This is a genomic window from Acetobacter ascendens, assembly GCF_001766235.1.
In the GTDB taxonomy this organism is placed as follows: Bacteria; Pseudomonadota; Alphaproteobacteria; order Acetobacterales; family Acetobacteraceae; genus Acetobacter; species Acetobacter ascendens.
The window spans coordinates 1,825,001-1,842,793 of the sequence record NZ_CP015164.1 but is presented as its reverse complement, the minus strand read 5'-3'; the positions used below and the strand labels follow the sequence as shown (position 1 = coordinate 1,842,793).

Below are 17,793 nucleotides of genomic sequence, written 5' to 3'. Positions count from 1 at the left end.
AACTGGTATGATGGGTTGCCCTGGTGTTGTTATAACAAAATAAGCTCCTAAATTGAAGAAATGAACGGGCAGAAAATATCCCGTTGCATTGTGATTTAAGGAGAAGAGGCATGTCTGATCGCAAACACTTACGTTGGCAAACATTGCCGACAACGCCCGCACCCTTGGCAAATTTCAAGGGGCAGCATGCTCAGATCAATGGGTGTTCGTTATATTATGCAGTAGGTGGCGCGGGGGCAGATACCGTCATCATGCTGCATGGTGGTATGGCAAACTCAGATTACTGGGGTTTGCAGGCGGCATTTCTGGCCCCAACGCACCGTGTGATTATTGTTGATAGCAGGGGGCATGGGCGTAGCACGCTTGGCGATAAACCCATGAGCTACAAACAGATGGCGCATGACATTGCACGGCTCATGGAACATCTGGAAATCCCTAAAGCCAGTATTATCGGCTGGAGCGATGGTGGCGTGCAGAGTATTATTCTGGCGGCAACGTATCCGGATAAAATTGCACGTATTTTTGCATATGGCCCACATATGTCATTGGCTGGCTTGAACATGCAATGTGGTGATAACCCAGTGGTGGATGCATTTGTGAAACGTGCTGAGCAGGATTATAAGCGGCTTTCTCCTACGCCTGACCAGTTCGGGACATTCTATAAAGATGTTTGGGGCCTTTGGCAGTGGCAGCACGATGCACTGTTCACGGAAGATCAGATGGCTGCTATCCGCTGCCCGGCATGGATTGTGGATGGAGACAGGGATGAGATGATCAACCGCTCACATCTGGATTATCTTGCCGCGCATATTCCTGATGCCTCTTTGATGCTCTTGCCAGATACAAGCCACTTCGCCTTTTTGCAGGCACCAGAGCTGTTTAACGCGGCTTTAAAGGATTTTCTCTCGGTTCAAGACGCAAGAGTTTGATATTTTAGGCACGTAACTTAACCCCGGCGCAATGTAGAATTACGCCGGGGTTTTTACGTTTTAAACGTTTGGTTTGGCTGGGTCTTTTAACGTCACAATAAATGGCACATGGTCAGATGGGCGCGGCATAGCGCGTTCATTTCTATCTGACTCAGCGGTTTGCAGCCGTTCTGCAAGGCGAGGCGAAAGCAGCATGTGGTCAATCCGCAGCCCACAATCTCTCTCCCACGCGCGGGCCTGATAATCCCAGAATGTGTAAGCTGCGCCTGTTGGGTGCACTGCCCGTAAAGCATCCGTCAGCCCCAACCATAACAGGCGCCGATACGCGGCCCGGCTTTGTGGGCGTACAAGCGCATCTTCTGGGCCAAGGGCTCCGGGGGCGCAATCTATGGGGGCAGGGCAGATATTATAGTCACCCGCCAATACAAAATCTGTTTCTTCTGCCAGCAACAAGCGCGCGCGGGCTGTAAGGGCGTTTAAGAATTCAAGCTTGGTGGCATAGCCCTGTTCTCCGCCCGAATTGCCATTGGGCAGATACAGATTACCTAACACAACACCTTGGGTGCGTATTTCTACATACCGCGCTGCTGGGTCTGAAAAACTGGGGAGATGATCAGTCGTTACGCTAAAATCTCCGCGCACAAGGGTGGCAACCCCGTTGTAGGATTTCTGCCCTACTACGGCGCAACCATAGCCAGCATCCTCAAACGCAGATTTAGGGAACAGGTCCGTCTCGCACTTGATTTCCTGCATCATCAGCACGTCTGGTTGTTCGCGCTTTAGCCAATCCAAAACCAGATCCAGGCGTTGCCGGACGGAGTTTACGTTCCAAGTTGCGAGTTTCATGCCACAGAAAAGCTTGTGCCACAGCCGCAGGAAGACGCAGCATTAGGGTTGTTCACTGCAAAATGTGCGCCCATCAGCTTGTCTGCAAAATCAAGCTCTGCGCCTGCCAGCAAATCCATGCTGGCAGGATCAACCACAACCAGTGCGCCGTTTCTTTCTATGCGCGTATCATCCGCTGCAATATCAGCCGCAGGGATGAGTGTAAAAAGATACTGAAAGCCGTTACATCCCCCGGCTTCTACAGATACGCGCATGGCAACCGGTGCAGGATTTTCTGGGGCGGCAGTGACCTGCTTTTTGGCAATCACGCTGGCAATGCGGTTTGCTGCAGATTCCGAAACGGAAAAGGGTGTTGGCTGTGTCATACTCTCTTAAATAGCTTGCGCGCCCTCTGGTTTGAAGGGGCAAGATGCCAAGAATAGTCAACTTTGGCGGAATATTCTAAACTCCTATAAGTTTCATTCGGATTAGATGCCGGCAATAGGCTGGTGGACCGTGCAGCAAAGGAAACCGCAGGGGTGCCAGACACGACAGAATGCAGGGATCTGATGCCCTATGCCGTTCAACCGGGAGAAGGCCGAGCGCGCCGCCTGTATGATGAGCCAGAATCTCTTACACGTTCACCGTGGCAGCGTGATCGGGATAGGGTTATTCATTCTTCGGGCTTTCGCCGCCTGCAATATAAAACTCAGGTGTTTGTGAACCATGAGGGAGATTTCTTTCGTACGCGCCTGACGCATTCTTTGGAAGTGGCGCAGGTGGCTCGCTCCATGGCTCGATTTCTAAAGCTGGATGAAGATCTGACAGAAGCCGTCGCTTTGGCGCATGACTTAGGGCACACACCCTTTGGGCATGCAGGAGAAGATGCACTGTCTGCTCATATGCAGGAATGGGGCGGGTTTGACCATAACACGCAGGCCCTCCGGCAGGTGATGTTGAAGGAACGCCGATATCTGGCGTTTGATGGATTGAACCTGACGTGGGAGACGTTAGAAGGGCTGGCCAAACATAATGGCCCAGTTAAACGTGCGCCTGCGCGATTGCTGGAATTGGATGCGCTGTTCCCGCTGGAACTTTCCACATATGCCTCAGCCGAGGCGCAGGTTGCGGCGCTGGCAGATGACATTGCCTATCACGGGCATGATCTAGATGATGGCGTGAAATCGGGCCTGCTCTCGCTGGATGATCTGGTGGATGTGCCAGTGGTGGGGGAAGAACTGTTTGAAGTGCGGAAGGCTGCGGCTGACCTGCCTTCTCAGGATAAGCGGACCTTACAACGTATTCGCCATGAAATGGTGCGCCGGGTTATTCATAAACTGGTTACGGATGTGCTGATCTGCACGCGTGAACGCTTGCAGGGGCTGGCGCCTCGGCATGTGGAGGATATACGTGCTGCTTCCGGCCCAGTCGTGGCGTTTCACGAACCCATGGCTCAGGCCAATAAAGGTATCCGTAAGTTTCTGTTTGCTCATTTGTATCGGCATTGGCGTGTGAACCGTATGACGCATAAAGCCCGGCACGTTACAGCGGAGCTTTTTGATACGCTTACGGAGTCGCCATCTCTGTTGCCGGCTGAATGGCAGCGGGAGGCAGAGGGAAAAGATGCCACAGGGTTACGGCGTGTGGTGGCGGATTATGTAGCTTCCATGACAGATCGCTATGCGATGGAAGAACATAGACGGTTGACGGACCTGTCTGTTGCAGGCTGATAAACGCGCTTCCAGCGCTTTCTTACTATTACGGGGTTAAGTGTTTTATGTCTGACTGTGTGTTTCAGCGTTACCGTCAACATGTTCTGGCCATTGTGCAGGAACTGCTGCCCAATGTGCCGGAAGAAACGCTGGCCCGCGTGGAACTGACTCCAACGCGAGACCCCTCGCACGGAGATATGGCAACCAATGCCGCTCTGCTGCTGGCCAAGGTGGCACGCCGTAAACCGGCAGATATTGCGGCTGATCTGGTAACCGCCCTGCAAAAGGTAGAAGGAGTTGCCTCTGTAGCCGCTGCAGGGCCGGGGTTTGTCAACATTACGCTCAAGCCCGATGTCATGCGCGGCATCCTGCCCGCAGTGTTGAATGCGGGTGAAGCCTATGGGGCATCTCAGGCAGGCAAGGGCCTACGGGTGAATGTGGAATATGTTTCCGCCAACCCAACAGGGCCAATGCATGTTGGGCATTGCCGTGGCGCCGTGGTGGGGGATGCCCTTGCTAACCTTATGGCCAAGGCAGGCTTTGCTGTTACCAAGGAATTTTACATTAATGATGCCGGTGCACAGGTCAGGGCGCTGGCATGGGCAGCCTACTGGCGTTACCTGCAAGCCCTTGGTACCAAAATGACGCAGGATGATTTTTCTGCGCTGGCACCGGGTGGCCTGCAATATCAAGGGGAATACCTTATTCCCGTAGGTATGGAACTGGCTGCGGAATACGGAAACAAGCTGACAGAAACTGATGCCGATGGGGCGCCTCTGCCAGCGCCAGAAGCCACATGGCTGGAAACAGTGCGCGGTTTTGCCGTGGCGCATATGCTCACGGCTATTAAGGAAGATTTGGCAGCCCTTGGCGTGCATCATGATGTGTTTACATCAGAAGCCGAAGTGCTGCGCCGTGGCGTAACAGATGCGGCTATCAGCAAGCTCGAACAGCAGGGCCTGTTGTATGAAGGCGTGCTGGAGCCACCCAAAGGCAAGCTGCCGGAAGATTGGGAAGAGCGCGAGCAGCTTCTGTTCCGTTCCACTCAGTTTGGGGATGATGTTGATCGCCCGCTGCGCAAGTCTGATGGCACCAATACCTATTTTGCCAACGATATTGGCTATCATGCAGACAAGGTAGCGCGCGGTGCGCAGATGATGATTGACGTTTGGGGTGCCGATCACGGTGGTTACGTCAAACGCATGAAGGCCGCCGTTAAGGCAATTACGGGCGATACGGTGCCGCTTGAAGTGGTGCTATGCCAGATTGTGCATATTCTGCGTGATGGGCAGCCCGTTAAAATGTCCAAACGTGCTGGTACGTTTGTTACTTTGCGTGATCTGATTGATGAAGTCGGGCGTGATGCGGTGCGCTTTACCATGCTGACCCGCAAGAGCGACGCCCAGATGGAGTTCGATCTTGATTTGGTTGTAGCGCAGCAGCGCGATAACCCGGTGTTTTATGTGCAGTATGCCCATGCACGCTGCCGCTCCGTGTTGCGGGCCGCAGCAGAAGCCGCCGTGTATGGTGATACGGACGATGGTGCTCTTGCCTCTGCATCGCTCGAATCTCTGACAGCAGATGCCGAAATGGCGCTTATCCGCCGTCTGGCAGAATGGCCGCGTATGGTGGAAGCCGCAGCGCTTGCGCGGGAACCCCATCGTGTGGCCTTCTACCTTGCCGATGTGGCGGGTGATTTTCATGCCCTATGGAATCGTGGCCGGGATGATGCCTCTTTGCGCTTCCTTCAGCCTGATGCCGTAGAGTCCACCCGTGCGCGTCTTGCCCTTGTTGCAGCTACGGCGGTAGTTATCCGCTCTGGTCTTGCAGTCATGGGTGTGGAACCCGTGGAGGAAATGCGCTGATGAGTGATGAAGACCGCCCCAAATTTTCAGCAGATGACAGGATCAGCCGTGCGCGTGAGCGCATGAGCATGGATTACGAAGATCCAGCACCTACGCGGCCATCTGCTGTGGGTAGCCGCCCAACGGAGAACGTGCTGACCCGCTTTTTAAGTAGTGATACGGGCACGCGGCGTCTGGTTTATGGGGCTGCCGGTCTGGGTGGTTTGCTGGTGTTGGGTATTGGTGGCTGGGCGCTGATGGGGCACCATCAGCATGGCATCGCCATTATGGGGCCGCCGCCGGTTTCTATGCGCACAAAGCCGGTTGATCCGGGTGGAATGCAGCTTGATTCTGTTGCCATGCCGGATGAGGAAGGTGACCCAAAAGCACACCCTGTTCCGGCCCCAGAAAAACCTAATCCCGAAGCCTTGGCTGCCCAATACGGCGCACAGGGAGGGAATGATTCTGGTAAGACAGAGGGGGCACCAGTTCCGGCAATAGGAGCTGAAGGAGCAGGTGCAGAACCAACGGCAGCGGCACCTTCGGCAGATGCACAAAGCACTCCTGCGCAGGAAGAAACTGAAGCCTCTACTGGCGGAGAGGAAGGGGATACTGCGGCTGCGCAATCGGTTGAAAATAACCCGAAACCCAAGCCAGCCACGCCTGTTCCAACCAAGGATACTGCTGCAACAAGTAAAGCAGCGCCGGCTGATACAAAAACATCAACTGTGCCACATGGCGGTGTAGAGGGTGGAAAGTATCAGGTGCAGCTGGCTGCGGTGCAGAACGAAGATGAGGCACGTAAGGAGTGGTCACGCCTGAAGTCTCGTTATCCCACCTTATTCGGAGATAGCACGCCTTCCTTCGTGCGGACGGAGCAGAATAATGCCACGTTCTATCGCTTGCGGGTAAAAGGCTTTGCTTCTGTGGCAACTGCGCGTGAATTCTGTTCTGCAGTGCGAGAACGCGGCATGGCGTGTATGGCAGTGCGGCAGTAAGCTGTAACTGGTCTGGCAGAATGGAAGCAGGACACACGCAGGCAGATGTTGAAAGTGCGCTAAGCCCAGCAGAGGTTTCCGGTGTGCTGCCCGCTCATGTTGATACGCAGGCAGAGCAGGTGCCACGTGTGCCTTTGTTGCGTCTGGAGGGGTTTGAAGGCCCTATGGACCTTCTGCTTGATCTGGCACGGGCGCAAAAGGTTGATCTGGCGCGTATTTCTATTCTGCAACTGGTAGAACAATATCTTGCCGTTGTAGAAAATGCTCGTCGGGTTCGGTTAGAACTGGCCGCAGACTGGTTGGTTATGGCGGCATGGCTGGCATGGCTTAAATCCCGTCTGCTACTTCCCCCGGATGATGAACTCGCCGTAGAAGGTGAAGAAGCCGCAGAACTGTTGCAGGAGCGGCTGATAGAGCTTGCCTGTATGGGTGAACTGGCCCGCTGGCTGGATGACAGACCCAGATTGGGGCGGGATGTGTTTGCCCGTGGTGTAGCAGAAGATCTGGTAGAAATAGACCGTTCTGGTCTGGCGCTGGATATGCCACAGCTTATGCGGGCCTATATGGCAGCCATGCGGCGTAATGCGCGCAAGCGTATTTATGCGCCACGCACGTTACGGTTCTGGACAGTGCAAGATGCCTTAAGCAGGCTGACACGTCTGTTAGGAGAAACGCCACCGGGCTGGAGCAGTCTGGATATTTTTTTGCCAGATGTCTTGCCTGAACAGGCAGAAGGTGCAGATGCTGTGCGCCAACGGCGTGCTGCTGTGGCAGGTACACTTATTGCAGGGCTGGAATTGGCAAAAAGTGGAAGGCTGGAATTGCGGCAGGAAGAGGTGTTTGGGCAGATTATGTTGCGCCCGCATGAAGAAACTCACGAACCTGGGCATGATGGCGCTGAAAGCACCCTTTCCACAGAAGAAGCACAAAATGCATGACCACTGACACAGCGGATAATACTGCTTTTGAAAGTGCAGAGACCATTAAGGTGGTTCAGCCTGAAAACACTATGGTTTCAGAAGAAGCTCTACGCTTGGCTGAAGCACTTATTTTTGCGTCTACCGAACCCGTAAGTGCGCGCCGCTTGGCGGAGTTGCTGGAATTGCGCCAGCTTGTGCCAGATGGTGTAGATAATCTGGCCGCTTTTGTTACGGCCGTTTTGCAAGCCCTTGTGCAGCGTTACAATGGCCGAGGTGTAATGCCTGTTGAAATAGCCGGAGGGTGGCAGTTTCGGACAGCGCCAGATTTGGCGCCAGCTCTTACGCGTGTGCTTGAACGGCCTCGCCGTTTTTCACGCGCGGTTATGGAAACACTGGCGATTATTGCTTATCACCAGCCCTGCACGCGCGTGCAAATAGAAGAAATACGTGGCGTAAGCCTTGGGCAGAATGTGCTGGATACGCTGATAGAATCTGCACTCATCATGCCAAAAGGGCGCAAGGAAGTGCCGGGGCGGCCGGTGTTGTGGGGCACAACTCAGGATTTTCTACGTCACTTTAGTTTACGCTCTTTGGCTGACCTGCCACGTAGGGAAGAACTGTTGGTGGAAGTGCCTGAAAATGCAGGGGCAATGGGGCGGCCACAAACAGAAATTGCTTTTGCAAAAGGCGCGCAAGAGTCCACAGACCAAACGGAACATACGCCTGATACATCAGACGCTGATGCAGAACCGGATAGTGCGTTACAAACGGAGGTTGATCTAGCCGAAGGTGCTGAAAATATAGATGCGCAGGCAGAGATAACGCCAGAAGTTGCGGAAGAAAGCATAAAACCGCATGTTCCCGCGCCAGAAGGCTCATGATAGATACTCTGCATCTAGTTGCGCGGGCATTTTTGTTTTTCCCGTGCGGTGCGTGCAGCAACGGAACTGCCCATGTTTGATTTTGCCTGGTCTGAAATCGCGCTGATTGGCGCCGTGGCTCTGGTCGTCATCGGCCCGAAGGATTTGCCCGTGGCCATTCGTGGGCTGGCAGGGGCTGTGAAAAAGGCACGCAAACTGGCGGGGGAGTTTCAGTCTCACGTTGATGAAATGGTGCGTGAAGCTGATCTGACAGAAGTGCGCGATCAGGTTCGAGATCTCAAAAATCTCAATGTACGCAACCGGATCATGAAGGCCATTGATTCCGATGGCACGTTAAGCAGCTCCTTCGCCCCTCCACCACAAATTGCTGAAAAACATATTCCCGCAGGCCCTCGTGCATTGGATATGCCAGCTTCCAGCACACAAAGCACAACCAATGTTTCTGCTTATGTGCCCAGCACGTATGAGCCAGCCGTAACCGATGAAGATATTGCCAGTGCCCCTCCAGAATTGCCGCCCAATATTGTGCGCCGCATTTTGAAAGAGCAGGAACGCTTACACCCACCAGCATTTTTGCCACCAGTGCGCATCATGCACGGTGGGCGCAGTGTGGCGCCGGGTGAAAGATTGGGGCGCGTATCTGGCCCAAGCCGGTCGGCTTGGCAGCAGGATGTGGATATACAGCCAGAGCCGCCAAAAGGGGCTGAGCCAGAACAGCAGATAATGGATCATCAACCATGAACGAAAACGAAACCGTGGGGGAAGATCCTATTCACGATCAGCCAATGCCGTTGATCGAACATCTGCTGGAATTGCGTCGTCGTTTATTGTGGGCAGGTGCGGCTTTTATTCTGTGTTTTGCGCTGTGTTACCACTACGCAGGTGATATCTATCTGTTTCTGGCGCGCCCGTTGGGTGAAATTATGCGCCAGCAGGGTGAACAGCCGCATCTCATTTACACTGCTCTGTATGAGGCATTTTTCACCTATATTCGTGTAGCGTTTTTTGGCGCGGCTTTTCTGTCTTTTCCTGTTGTGGCCATGCAGGCATGGATTTTTATAGCCCCCGGCCTTTACCGATCGGAAAAGCGCGCTTTTGCTCCGTTTTTAATTGCAACGCCTATTCTGTTTCTGGTTGGGGCATCGCTGGCTTATTACTTTATTTTCCCCATCGCATGGCGTTTCTTCCTGTCATTCCAAACAGCAGGCGCAGGACATGATGGCGTGCAGATTGAACTGCAAGCCAAGGTTTCCGAATATCTTTCTCTGGTCATGAAACTGATCATGGCTTTTGGCGTGGCGTTTGAACTGCCAGTGGTGCTTACGCTTCTGGCACGTGTGGGCATTGTTACGGCAGATATGCTCCGCCGGTTTCGTCGCTACGCCATTGTGGGCGCTTTTGTTATCGCCGCTATTCTGATGCCGCCAGATGTCATTACCCAGATCGGTCTGGCCGTGCCGTTGGTCTTACTTTACGAAATTTCCATTATCTGCGCGCGCTTGGTCGAACCGAAGTGGAAGGCCAGCCAAGCGGAAGATACATCCAACACCCAGCAGGAGGTTCCTTGACCCATGCATGATATTCGCGCCCTGCGGGCTGATCCCGCTGCTTTTGATGCCGATCTTGCCCGCCGTGGGGTGGAGCCTGTTTCTGCCAAATTGCTGGCATGGGATGGAGAACGCCGCCAGGCCCAGACCGTGTTGCAGGAAAAGCAGGGGCGTCGCAAAGCACTGGCGCGTGAAATTGGAACCCTGAAGCGGAATGGTGGTGATAGCAGTGATCTGGAAGCCGAAGGCTTGGCCTTGCGCGCAGAAATGGAAGCGCTGGAAGAACAGGTGAATGTGCTGGGGCGTGAAAGCACAGCACTTTTGGCCAATCTGCCAAACCGTTTGGATGCTACCGTGCCTGAAGGCCCGGATGAAAGCGCAAACGTGGTGCAGCATGAATGGGGGGCAAAGCCTGCCTTTACGTTTACACCCAAGCAGCATTTTGAGCTGGGTGAAACGCTGAAGCAGATGGATTTTGCAACAGCAGCCAAGCTTTCTGGTTCACGTTTTGTAGTGCTCCGTGGTGGTATCGCGCGTCTGGCACGTGCACTGGGCCAGTTTATGCTGGATCTGCATGTTACCGAACATGGTTATACGGAAACTCAAGTGCCTGTCATGGTGAATGATGATGCCATGTACGGAACAGACAAGCTGCCAAAATTTGCAGATCAATCTTTCCGCACGGAAGATGGCCGCTGGCTTATTCCCACAGCAGAAGTGCCGCTTACAGCTTCTGTTTCTGGCGATATTCTGGAAGCATCGGCACTGCCATTGCGTATGACAGCACTGAGCCAGTGTTTCCGAAGCGAGGCAGGGGCTGCTGGGCGAGATGTGCGTGGAATGCTCCGCCAGCATCAGTTTGAAAAAGTGGAAATGGTTTCCGTAACCACGCCAGAAGAAAGCGATGCCGAGCATGAGCGCATGACGCGCTGTGCAGAAAAGGTGCTGGAAAAGCTAAATATTCCTTACCGCCGTGTGCTGCTATGCGCAGGGGATACCGGGTTTGGCGCAGCTAAAACCTTTGATCTGGAAGCATGGCTGCCGGGGCAGGGGGCTTGGCGGGAAATTTCTTCGTGCTCCAATACACGGGATTTTCAGGGCCGTCGCATGAATGCCCGTTATCGTCCGCAGGCGGGTGCTGCACCTGTTTTTGTGCATACGCTGAATGGTTCTGGCCTTGCTGTAGGCCGCACCCTTATTGCGGTGATGGAAAACTATCAGAACGAAGATGGCTCTGTTAGCGTGCCGGATGTTCTGCACCCATATATGGGGGGCGTTGAAAAAATCAGCTAAAAATAGGGCTTAGATACAATGGTTTCCAAACCCTCCTTATACTTGGCGATTGCCATTGTATCTGAAGTTATCGGCACATCCTTGCTCACAGCCTCGCACGGGTTTGCACGTTGGGGTTATGCTGTTGCCAGTCTGGCTGCGTATGGGTGTGCTTTCTATTTTCTATCCATCCCTCTCAAAACCATTCCAACGGGCATTGTTTATGCCATCTGGAGTGGGGTAGGTATTGTGCTGGTTTCTGGCATTGGTGCGTTGTTTTTCAAACAAATGCTAGATACACCAGCCCTTATTGGTATTGGCCTAATTATGGTTGGGGTGCTGGTTATCAATCTGTTTTCAGGTTCCATACAACATTAACGTGTGGAACTGATGGTTTTAATAACCAACCCCGGTGTGAGCACCTGTGGCAGCGTTATGGGCGCTCCGTTAGCCGGAATGAACAGGTAAAAAGGTACACCATCGCGCCCATGTTGGCGTAGGAAGGCCGTAATGGCGGCATCGTGCGCTGTCCAATCTCCACGCAGCAGGCTGACGTTCTGGGTTTTAAAGGCCTCGCGCACCTCCGGCACATCTAACGCCACGCGTTCGTTTACCAAGCAGGTAATGCACCATGCGGCTGTCATATCTACAAACACGCCTTTGCCGCTGGCATGTAGGGTTTGTAGACGCGCGGTGGAAAAAGCTTCTACGCCTTCGGGCAAGGTCATACCTTGGGCAGAAGATGGAGCTGCTGCTTGTTGGCGTAATACGGGCAGGAGAGAAAGTGCCCCAAGTAATGCCAATAATGCCAAACCGTGCAAGGCAAAGCGTTTGCGATCAGATAATGTGTTCTGATGTGTCTGGGCCAGACCATACACCCATGCGGCCAACCCCAAAAGCACCATGCCAGATCCAAGCAAGACAACTATGGAAGCGCCACCTTCCAGCGTGGCAACCCATAACAACCATACGCAGGATGCCAGTAGGGGAAATGCCAGAAACTGGCGCAAATAGACCATCCATGCGCCGGGGCGCGGCAGAATTCTGGCACAGGAAGGGAATGTTGCAATCAGCAGGTAGGGCAGGGCTAAACCCAACCCGAGTGCTGCAAATATGGTAAGCCCAGCAATAGGAGGGCCAGACAGAGCCCCAGCAATAGCCACGCCCATAAAAGGGGCTGTGCAGGGGGAGGCCACAACAACAGCAAGTACACCTGTTAAAATATCGTTCCACAAGTGGTGGCGTGTATGAGGTGAGCTATTGAGAGATACGGCAGAGAAAGCAAATACGCCCAGAAGGTTCAGGGCCATGGCAAAAAGCAACCAGCAGATCATTCCCACAAAAAGAGGGGACTGAAACTGGAAGCCCCAGCCTGCGGCAGAACCTGTTAGACGAGCCGCCATCATGGTGGCGCCCAATAGAGTAAAGCTGCCGATAACCCCAACTGCATAACATGCTGCGCTAAGAATTTGTTCTCGTCTTGCCGCATGTCCGAGCCGGGTGATTGCCAGAGCTTTCATGGCCAAGATCGGAAATACACAGGGCATCAGGTTTAGGATAAGGCCGCCAATAAAGGCAAACAGCATTTGCTGCACAAATCCGGCAGAAGCAGCGAGTGTATTTTCTGCTGGATCGGTAAGTGTGCCAAGGCTGGCATGAATTTGTAGGGCGCGTTCTGTGCCGGCTTTATCCTTTAAAACCACAATTCCAGATAAAGATCGCAGGGCAGAAAAGTTTGTAGTCGGCTTAAGATGCAGCGTTACAGAGCCATTGCGGATGATGGTTTTTTGCTCAGCGGCTTCGGCAATCTTTCCTTGTTGTTCCGGCATAAACCACGCATCGGATACGGATGAAGGACTGAGATCTTTGCCAGTTAGCTGTAAAATGCCGTTAGAGGAAAAAGTTGCTGCGTAAGGTGAAGGCACAGCGGTGCGCTGCGATGTTTGCTCAAACAAAGTGGCTTGAGCAGAAGGTGCAGGTGGGCCTTTATCCAATGTGAGCGCAAGATCAGCTTCTTCGGGCACACATACATGCTCACACACCAACCAGCTTGCATGCGCCATGATGTTGACCTTGTCTGATTTCTGATCTGCTGATTGAAGAGGAAGTTCCAGAGGCAGGATTACATCGCCAGTATAGGCGTAAGACATAAGTGAAGAATCGCGGATGCGTTGCGGAACCGGCCATTGGATGGTTTGCGTGCTGCCTTGCAACGCGCCATCAGCATTGATGGTGATAGCTGGAGGGTCTCCCGCATCTCCCGGATTTTGCCAGTATGTGTGCCAACCATTCTGAAGTTGTAGCCGCAAAGCAATGTGTAAGGGGCTATTAGCGCCAACTGTATCAGACGCGGTTATCAGGCTTGCAATGCTATGGCCGGTTTTAACCTGAGAACTTTCTGCTGCGGCTGAAGGATGTGAATAAACAAGCGCTGCTGCCAAAATGGCAACAGGAAGAGTCAACCAGCCTACAAGGCCACGCCCGTTGCCTTTTGTCTGCATCGAGGCAGGAGCAGAAGGCAGGCTAAAGGCAGTAAGACGCGAAAAGGGCATAACAGGCAAACTCATGGTGCATTCTGCGGTAAGGAGCGCGCAGCATAGGCCAAACTCACCTGTAATTGTAAGCTGATGTTGTTGAAGACGCAGGATGTAGAAAAAGCAGTTAGTGTTCTGCTGGGGCTTCGGCATCTGGTTGTAGTACAAACAGGCGTGAACAATAGGGGCATACGGTTTGATGCCCGCCAATTTTCAGCCATACGCGCGGGTGCCCAAGCGCGCCCAAGCCGCCATCGCAGGCAATTTTGCGTTTGTCCACCATAATGGTTTCAACATGCCCTAGTTTGGGATGCGGCACAGGGTTGGCAGGCTGTATCAACATAGGTGTGGTATTCCCTTTTTGCTATGATGCCCAAATGAACAACATGTGCTGGCTGTGTGCATGATAGCTGTCTGGGCTATGGTTTTGCACCTTTCTTATCTTCCCATGCGCGTGAGCAGATATGGACGATACGGTTGCGCGTTATTGGTTGTGTGTTTGAGTTTGACAGGATGCAGTATGAAACTTCCTGATCCCCCAAAGCCTTCACCACGTTTTGCTGCAGCTGCTCGGCTGGTTCCGCCTGATCGCATCTTTACGCTAGCGGATGGGGTGGTGCTTCCAGCACGCGTATGGAAGGCACAAGGGCAGCCTCGGGGCATATTGTTGGCGCTGCACGGGTTTAACGATAGCCGTGATGCGTGGGAGCAACCTGCGCCATTTTTTGCCAGACAAGGCATAACGGTGGTGGCGCCTGATCAACGCGGTTTTGGAGAAGCCCCAAAGCGTGGAGAATGGGCGGGTGCAGAGCGTATGGTGCAGGATGTGCGTGAAGAAATAGCTATTCTTCAGCAAGAAAATCCCCAGATACCGCTTTATCTGACTGGGGAAAGTATGGGGGGCGCTATTCTCATGCTTCTCATGTCTAAGTCAGATGCTCCATCTGTTGCAGGCACGTTGCTGTTAGCGCCTGCTGTGTGGAATCTGGGGCTTGGAGCAGATATTCCGCTGGATGTTCTGGCAACGCTTTTCCCACACCACTTGGTTACAGGGCGGGAACTGCCCGTGCATGTGGTGGCAAGTGATAATCCGGCAGCCCTTTTGCGCCTGTATTTTGATCCACTTACTTTGAGAGCTACCCAGCTAGAGGCCTTACGCGGGTTGGTGAGCTTGATGAGGCAGGCCGCTGCCGTGGCGCCGCAGATGAAAGGGCCACTGCTTTGTGTATATGGGGATAAAGATCAACTTGTGCCCTCCAAAGCGATGGCCAAAGTATGGGAAACCCTGCCCAAAAGCACGCGGTTGGATCTGATTTCCGGCGGCCACCATTTGCTGCTGCGTGATAAAAATGGCAAACAGGTGATGCAGGACATGCTAAGCTGGATCACGCAACCAGACAGTTTTTTGCCATCAGGTGGAGATGTTGCGGCCAGCACATGGCAGGCACAAAACCCGGTAAAGTCGGAGGGAAAGTGGTTTCCGGCCTCATGGTTCGATGGTTTGGCGCGTTAAATCTATCTATCCAGAACCACAGGGCCGGAATACGGAGCAAACGCCATCTGCGGAAGTTATCAGGATAATGCAGATAGAGGCTTGGCAAATACCCCTGAATTGCGTTAGGGAAGGCGCACGGACCCGTAGCTCAGCTGGATAGAGCGTTGCCCTCCGAAGGCAAAGGTCGCGCGTTCGAATCGCGCCGGGTCCACCATCCCTTAAAATTATTGATAGTTTTGGTGGCATACAGCTTGTCTCGCTGAGCATTACTTTTTGCGGCGGTAATGGTCTTTTGCATCTTCCAATAGGCTACGTAGGCTTGCCCGAGGGGAAGCAATAAATCCGATAAAACCTAAAAATGCGGTAATACCGGCGCCGCTCCCCAAATTGGCTCTTGTTTGAGATTTAGCAGTCCGGTGTGTTGCCTGATCCGTATTTGGTGTATGGTTTTTAGGTTGAGGCATACGGAGTATTCTTTCGGGCTGTAAGTTTTTCAGCGTCAAATATGCAAAACCGTGAACGGGGCTGAAAAGCCATTATTTCATGGGGGCAGCCAGAACATGCAGATATGTGCATATTTTTTCCATGAGCGCTTGGGCTGGAGTAGAAGGTGGGAAATCTTCCTGCTTCAGTCTGTTTAGAAAATCCTGAGTTTGTTGCATGCGCACAGGGCTACCGGATGCCCAGATCCGAAGGATTTTTTTGAGTTCGGTTTTTAAAGCCTCGGGAAGTGTTTTATCTTTCAAAGTATCCCGCAGAAAGATCAGATACAGGCCTTTCACCATGTATAAGATCTGTTCTTGAATGTAATGCTCCGTTTTTTCCTGAGGGAGAGACTTGGAGGTGTTGATAATTCTTACAAGGCTTTCGGCATTTCTGGAAAGCCAGATATGGGGCAGGGTTCTATCACCTGTACGGGCTAGGTGATTAAGGCTTTTTTCTATCCATCTGCGTGTGCGGCGCATGTGAGAATCAAGCCGGAAGGGAAAGATAATGAGAAAAGTCCACCGGGCGAACAATACAGCCCCCAGAAACGCCAGAATGGTGTTGAAAAAAGATTGCTCATCAAATCGGCCCTGATTGGCAGGGCCAAGCAGCACAGGCAGGAACATGTTGAATGAAAAAGCATATCCTGCTGTGTGTGTGTGTGTCGCGCAGCCAGCCCGCCAATAATCATCGGAATAAACAGGAACAGAACCAGAAGTTCTGGCGCTGTAATGGCGGGTATAACCAGTAGCGCGTACAAAGCAGCAATGAGCCCGCACCATAAAGCACCCTTAAAAAAAGGGGCGGCCGCTAAAAGCGGATTTTCACGCGTGGCCAGCAAGCCATAGACGAGCGAAACAAAAGAAAAAAACGTAGGGCCAGCGGGCCATGCCGTCACTTCCCACACAAGCCACGCCCCCAGAATGCCCAAACAGGCCCGGATACCGTTATCCATGGCTTCTACGGCATGCCTGCGAGATTGCAGCTTAAAACGGAAATGATCTCCTGATTTTGGGTACATGCAGGCCTGAATATGTTGGCGAATGGTTGCTTCATCAGCCAGCATGGTGCGTTCTGTTGGTGTGAGTTGATGCGTCAGGGCAAGGCCATATCCGCGGGCCAGCATGGTAATCATGCCTGCAAAAGCTGCACGCGCATGATCCGCGGCATGAGAATGCGGGCCCATTTCTAGGCTCAGGACCCATTGATTTGATTGCGGAAATCTGATTCAGCCTCTGTGAGGAGACTGAAGATGAGTGACCTGTATTGGCTGACCGAGGAACAGATGGATCGTCTGCGGCCCTTTTTCCCGAAGAGCCATGGCAAACCTCGCGTTGATGACCGTCGTGTGTTGAGTGGGATCATTTTCGTGAACAGAAATGGTCTGCGCTGGCGTGATGCCCCCCGGGAATACGGTCCACACAAGACGCTCTACAACCGCTGGAAGCGCTGGAGTGCTATGGGGATCTTCATCCGCATGATGGAGGGATTGGCTACTGGCAAGGCAGAGCCTCAGACAATCATGATTGATGCGACCTATCTCAAGGCCCATCGCACGGCTTCGAGCCTGCGGTTAAAAAAGGGGGCCCAGGCCGTTTGATCGGGCGGACCAAAGGCGGGATGAATACGAAGCTGCATGCTGTCACTGACCGGAACGGACGTCCGCTCAACTTCTTCATGACAGCAGGTCAGATCAGTGATTATACTGGTGCCGCTGCCCTTCTGGACAGTCTCCCATCAGCCGAATGGATGCTGGCAGACCGGGGCTACGACGCTGACTGGTTCAGAGAGGCCCTGGAGGAGAAAGGGATCAAACCCTGTATTCCTGGTCGAAAATCTCGCGCAAAACCGGTCAAATACGACAAACGGAAATACAAAAGACGCAACCGTATCGAGATCATGTTCGGCAGGCTCAAGGACTGGAGACGGGTCGCAACACGCTATGACAGATGCCCGACCGTCTTCTTCTCCGCAGTCTGCCTCGCCGCAACCGTCTTGTTCTGGCTATGAGTCCTGAGCCTAGCAAACGTGTCTGTAATATACCGCTGCGTTCAGGAAGGGCGGCTACCGGCAGGATGGTTGCAAGGCGACTGGCAAGCACTTCTGTGTGCAGAAGTTCCAAAGCATTTGTTTCTAGCATGATGTACGGTTTTACGCCGGCTTCACGAAACGCTGCATCTATAAACTGCCGACTACGCATTTGCGAGTTAAGGAGCCCCAAAGGCAACTGACCGATGGTTTCCCATGAACAATGGCGCGTGTGAGGGAGTGTTATACCTTCGCCAGCAGCCAATACGTGTTGTTCTTGATAGAGGGCATGCGTATCAAAAGGCCCTTCTGAGGGGATCAG

18 protein-coding genes, 1 tRNA gene and 1 pseudogene (1 of these 20 running past the window's edge) are annotated in these 17,793 nt (G+C 53.1%); 13 read left to right on the top strand and 7 right to left on the bottom strand.

Annotated elements, in window-relative coordinates; translation table 11 throughout:
* Nucleotides 1-110: 110 nt before the first annotated feature.
* A complete protein-coding gene (locus A4S02_RS08815) occupies nt 111-929 on the top strand; it encodes an alpha/beta fold hydrolase (RefSeq protein ID WP_070323539.1) in 819 nt (272 codons plus the stop codon).
* Between the two features lie 60 nt (nt 930-989).
* On the opposite strand, the gene A4S02_RS08810 is transcribed toward A4S02_RS08815, so the two are convergent.
* Together A4S02_RS08810 and A4S02_RS08805 are read right to left on the bottom strand one after the other, a co-directional pair.
* Nucleotides 990-1,775, bottom strand: a complete 786-nt coding sequence (locus tag A4S02_RS08810) for an exodeoxyribonuclease III (RefSeq protein WP_019087830.1) — start codon at nt 1,773-1,775, stop codon at nt 990-992.
* Nucleotides 1,772-2,140: a HesB/IscA family protein gene (locus A4S02_RS08805; protein ID WP_019087829.1), complete on the bottom strand. Its 369-nt coding sequence runs from the start codon at nt 2,138-2,140 to the stop codon at nt 1,772-1,774. The genes A4S02_RS08810 and A4S02_RS08805 overlap by 4 nt, the downstream gene beginning before the upstream one ends.
* 123 nt (nt 2,141-2,263) lie before the next feature.
* Here A4S02_RS08805 and A4S02_RS08800 point away from each other — a divergent pair, with 123 nt between their 5' ends.
* The 9 genes from A4S02_RS08800 to A4S02_RS08760 all read left to right on the top strand — a co-directional run bounded on the left by A4S02_RS08800 (nt 2,264) and on the right by A4S02_RS08760 (nt 11,306).
* On the top strand, nt 2,264-3,484 hold the full coding sequence (locus A4S02_RS08800) for a deoxyguanosinetriphosphate triphosphohydrolase (protein ID WP_082246801.1): 1,221 nt from the start codon (nt 2,264-2,266) through the stop codon (nt 3,482-3,484).
* A 47-nt stretch (nt 3,485-3,531) separates the two neighbouring features.
* Nucleotides 3,532-5,331, top strand: a complete 1,800-nt coding sequence (gene argS / locus A4S02_RS08795) for an arginine--tRNA ligase (RefSeq protein ID WP_019087827.1) — start codon at nt 3,532-3,534, stop codon at nt 5,329-5,331.
* On the top strand, nt 5,331-6,308 hold the full coding sequence (locus A4S02_RS08790; protein WP_070323538.1) for an SPOR domain-containing protein: 978 nt from the start codon (nt 5,331-5,333) through the stop codon (nt 6,306-6,308). The genes argS and A4S02_RS08790 overlap by 1 nt, the downstream gene beginning before the upstream one ends.
* Nucleotides 6,309-6,328: 20 nt before the next feature.
* Nucleotides 6,329-7,246: a segregation and condensation protein A gene (locus tag A4S02_RS08785; protein ID WP_019087825.1), complete on the top strand. Its 918-nt coding sequence runs from the start codon at nt 6,329-6,331 to the stop codon at nt 7,244-7,246.
* Complete coding sequence (gene scpB, locus A4S02_RS08780) at nt 7,243-8,109, top strand: SMC-Scp complex subunit ScpB (protein WP_070323537.1); 867 nt, start codon at nt 7,243-7,245, stop codon at nt 8,107-8,109. The genes A4S02_RS08785 and scpB overlap by 4 nt, the downstream gene beginning before the upstream one ends.
* A gap of 72 nt (nt 8,110-8,181) precedes the next feature.
* Nucleotides 8,182-8,850, top strand: coding sequence for a Sec-independent protein translocase protein TatB (gene tatB, locus A4S02_RS08775; protein WP_157885537.1), 669 nt, complete (start codon nt 8,182-8,184; stop codon nt 8,848-8,850).
* Nucleotides 8,847-9,677 (top strand): twin-arginine translocase subunit TatC, encoded by an 831-nt coding sequence (gene tatC / locus A4S02_RS08770; protein WP_070323535.1) that lies wholly within the window; start codon nt 8,847-8,849, stop codon nt 9,675-9,677. The genes tatB and tatC overlap by 4 nt, the downstream gene beginning before the upstream one ends.
* Before the next feature lie 3 nt (nt 9,678-9,680).
* On the top strand, nt 9,681-10,949 hold the full coding sequence (gene serS, locus A4S02_RS08765) for a serine--tRNA ligase (RefSeq protein WP_070323534.1): 1,269 nt from the start codon (nt 9,681-9,683) through the stop codon (nt 10,947-10,949).
* Between the two features lie 18 nt (nt 10,950-10,967).
* A complete protein-coding gene (locus A4S02_RS08760; protein ID WP_003624383.1) occupies nt 10,968-11,306 on the top strand; it encodes a DMT family transporter in 339 nt (112 codons plus the stop codon).
* Here A4S02_RS08760 and A4S02_RS08755 read toward each other — a convergent pair.
* Complete coding sequence (locus tag A4S02_RS08755) at nt 11,303-13,495, bottom strand: protein-disulfide reductase DsbD family protein (protein ID WP_070323533.1); 2,193 nt, start codon at nt 13,493-13,495, stop codon at nt 11,303-11,305. The two genes, A4S02_RS08760 and A4S02_RS08755, sit on opposite strands and share 4 nt — an antisense overlap.
* Before the next feature lie 94 nt (nt 13,496-13,589).
* On the bottom strand, nt 13,590-13,805 hold the full coding sequence (locus A4S02_RS08750; protein ID WP_019087819.1) for a zinc-finger domain-containing protein: 216 nt from the start codon (nt 13,803-13,805) through the stop codon (nt 13,590-13,592).
* A 60-nt stretch (nt 13,806-13,865) separates the two neighbouring features.
* Between A4S02_RS08750 and A4S02_RS08745 the strand changes: the two genes are divergently transcribed.
* Both A4S02_RS08745 and A4S02_RS08740 read left to right on the top strand, forming a co-directional pair.
* Complete coding sequence (locus A4S02_RS08745) at nt 13,866-14,975, top strand: alpha/beta fold hydrolase (protein WP_070323532.1); 1,110 nt, start codon at nt 13,866-13,868, stop codon at nt 14,973-14,975.
* A gap of 119 nt (nt 14,976-15,094) precedes the next feature.
* A tRNA-Arg gene (locus tag A4S02_RS08740) sits at nt 15,095-15,171 on the top strand.
* Nucleotides 15,172-15,493: 322 nt separating this feature from the next.
* On the opposite strand, the gene A4S02_RS16310 is transcribed toward A4S02_RS08740, so the two are convergent.
* Nucleotides 15,494-16,069: an FUSC family protein gene (locus A4S02_RS16310; protein ID WP_265733682.1), complete on the bottom strand. Its 576-nt coding sequence runs from the start codon at nt 16,067-16,069 to the stop codon at nt 15,494-15,496.
* Between the two features lie 104 nt (nt 16,070-16,173).
* Nucleotides 16,174-16,509, bottom strand: a pseudogene (locus A4S02_RS16305) (FUSC family protein); the annotation flags it as partial.
* 186 nt (nt 16,510-16,695) lie between these two features.
* Here A4S02_RS16305 and A4S02_RS15140 point away from each other — a divergent pair.
* Nucleotides 16,696-17,453, top strand: a protein-coding gene (locus tag A4S02_RS15140) for an IS5 family transposase (RefSeq protein WP_099046885.1) whose coding sequence is annotated in 2 segments (ribosomal slippage) — nt 16,696-17,017 and nt 17,017-17,453 — 759 coding nt in all. Because the reading frame shifts where the segments join, the coding sequence is not laid out codon by codon here.
* Here the strand turns inward: A4S02_RS15140 and A4S02_RS08720 are convergent.
* Nucleotides 17,356-17,793, bottom strand: the final stretch of a protein-coding gene (locus tag A4S02_RS08720) for a LysR substrate-binding domain-containing protein (RefSeq protein ID WP_228142333.1). Its footprint extends 444 nt past the window's final position; 438 of the gene's 882 nt are visible here — the last part of the coding sequence; the start codon falls outside the window, past its right edge — the gene reads right to left on this strand; it ends in the stop codon at nt 17,356-17,358. The genes A4S02_RS15140 and A4S02_RS08720 overlap by 98 nt on opposite strands.

Excerpts from the sequence above, each read along its gene's own strand:
- A4S02_RS08810 (WP_019087830.1), bottom strand. The coding sequence starts at position 1,775 with ATGAAACTCGCAACTTGGAACGTAAACTCCGTCCGGCAACGCCTGGAT.
- A4S02_RS08785 (WP_019087825.1), top strand. The coding sequence starts at position 6,329 with ATGGAAGCAGGACACACGCAGGCAGATGTTGAAAGTGCGCTAAGCCCA.
- tatB (WP_157885537.1), top strand. The coding sequence starts at position 8,182 with ATGTTTGATTTTGCCTGGTCTGAAATCGCGCTGATTGGCGCCGTGGCT.
- A4S02_RS08745 (WP_070323532.1), top strand. The coding sequence starts at position 13,866 with ATGATAGCTGTCTGGGCTATGGTTTTGCACCTTTCTTATCTTCCCATG.
- A4S02_RS08750 (WP_019087819.1), bottom strand. The coding sequence starts at position 13,805 with ATGTTGATACAGCCTGCCAACCCTGTGCCGCATCCCAAACTAGGGCAT.
- A4S02_RS08805 (WP_019087829.1), bottom strand. The coding sequence starts at position 2,140 with ATGACACAGCCAACACCCTTTTCCGTTTCGGAATCTGCAGCAAACCGC.
- A4S02_RS08760 (WP_003624383.1), top strand. The coding sequence starts at position 10,968 with ATGGTTTCCAAACCCTCCTTATACTTGGCGATTGCCATTGTATCTGAA.
- A4S02_RS16310 (WP_265733682.1), bottom strand. The coding sequence starts at position 16,069 with ATGTTCCTGCCTGTGCTGCTTGGCCCTGCCAATCAGGGCCGATTTGAT.
- argS (WP_019087827.1), top strand. The coding sequence starts at position 3,532 with ATGTCTGACTGTGTGTTTCAGCGTTACCGTCAACATGTTCTGGCCATT.
- tatC (WP_070323535.1), top strand. The coding sequence starts at position 8,847 with ATGAACGAAAACGAAACCGTGGGGGAAGATCCTATTCACGATCAGCCA.
- A4S02_RS08755 (WP_070323533.1), bottom strand. The coding sequence starts at position 13,495 with ATGAGTTTGCCTGTTATGCCCTTTTCGCGTCTTACTGCCTTTAGCCTG.
- A4S02_RS08815 (WP_070323539.1), top strand. The coding sequence starts at position 111 with ATGTCTGATCGCAAACACTTACGTTGGCAAACATTGCCGACAACGCCC.
- scpB (WP_070323537.1), top strand. The coding sequence starts at position 7,243 with ATGACCACTGACACAGCGGATAATACTGCTTTTGAAAGTGCAGAGACC.
- serS (WP_070323534.1), top strand. The coding sequence starts at position 9,681 with ATGCATGATATTCGCGCCCTGCGGGCTGATCCCGCTGCTTTTGATGCC.
- A4S02_RS08790 (WP_070323538.1), top strand. The coding sequence starts at position 5,331 with ATGAGTGATGAAGACCGCCCCAAATTTTCAGCAGATGACAGGATCAGC.